The 1,274-nt window shown below is 60.4% G+C and carries 1 protein-coding gene; it reads right to left on the bottom strand.

What is annotated here, in order from left to right; translation table 11 throughout:
- Positions 1–39: 39 nt before the first annotated feature.
- Positions 40–1,227, bottom strand: a complete 1,188-nt coding sequence (locus ABWP09_RS14425) for an IS30 family transposase (RefSeq protein ID WP_353205809.1) — start codon at positions 1,225–1,227, stop codon at positions 40–42.
- Positions 1,228–1,274 lie beyond the last annotated feature (47 nt).

Below are 1,274 nucleotides of genomic sequence, written 5' to 3'. Positions count from 1 at the left end.
AAGGGGCAATGTCAAGTGGTGGGAGCAACGCGGTCGGTTTTATGCTGCGTTGAGTAGCAGGTTGAGCTGGTGACGGGGCGTCTCCAACCCCAAAGTCGGACGGGGGCGATCATTCAAGATGCGAGCGACCCGGCGAAGGTCATCGGCGGTATGGACCGACAGGTCGGTTCCCTTCTCGAACCAGAACCGCAACAACCGGTTCGTGTTCTCATTCGTGCCCCGCTGCCACGGCGAGTGCGGATTACAGAAATACAGCTTCAGATTCAGCGCGGTCGGGATCCGCCGATACTGAGCCAACTCCGTGCCCCGATCCCACGTGATCGTTTGCAGAAGATCCCCTGGGAAAGTCTTCATCTCCCGGATCATCGCGTCTGCGACCTCGTCCGCTGAATGCCCATTCGGCAAGTGCAACAGGATCGTGAACCGCGTCTTCCGCTCGACCAAAGTCCCGATCGCAGAGCCTCCTTCCGTGCCGATGATGAGGTCTCCTTCCCAATGCCCAGGGACCGCCCGGTCCTGGATCTCTGCCGGCCGGTCACTGATCGTGAACGCCTCCTTATACGGGCTCCGCGAGACCCTGCTCGAGAGCGTACCCACGCGTTTCTTCCGCTTCAAACTCAGCTTCTGATTCAGATTCGCCCGCAGACTTCCGCGGGTCTGGACATACAACGCCTGATAGATCGTCTCGTGGCTCACCTGCATAGTCTGATCACCCGCGAACACCGATGCCAACATTCGCGAGATCAATCTCGGACTCCATCCCGTGTCCATCCACTCCGCGATCTGAGCACACAACGCATCGTTGTCCCGCAGCGTGAACGCCTTCGGACGACGCCTCGCCTGATGCGCCCGGGTATGCGCGACCGACGCGTAATAGACACCATCCGGGGACGTGTTCCGCTTCACTTCCCGCCACACGATCGACTTGTTCCGGCCGACCTGGGCGGCGATCTGGGCGTAGCTGAGGCCCTGCCTTCGGCCGAACTGGATCATGCCCCGCTCCGCGAGGCTCAACCCTCGAACCCCTGTAGCGCCAGCGTCAGGAAACGGGTCAACGAGGCCACCCGGAAGGCCGATACCCACAGTCATGCCACCAGATTGCCGCCACCACTTCATTCCTGACGTATACGACGCGCCAAAGGTCGCAGCGGCGCCTTTCGCGCTCGCACCACCACAGACCAGATCAACGAACTCCTGCCGGGTTCCCTCGGAAAAGTAACGACTCATGGAACACTCCTTCAATCAGAGCGTTGCTTCGACCATATGACTTTGCC

This window comes from Sphingomonas sp., from assembly GCF_040398505.1.
GTDB lineage: Bacteria > Pseudomonadota > Alphaproteobacteria > Sphingomonadales > Sphingomonadaceae > Sphingomonas.
This window is presented reverse-complemented; position numbering and strand designations above follow the sequence as displayed.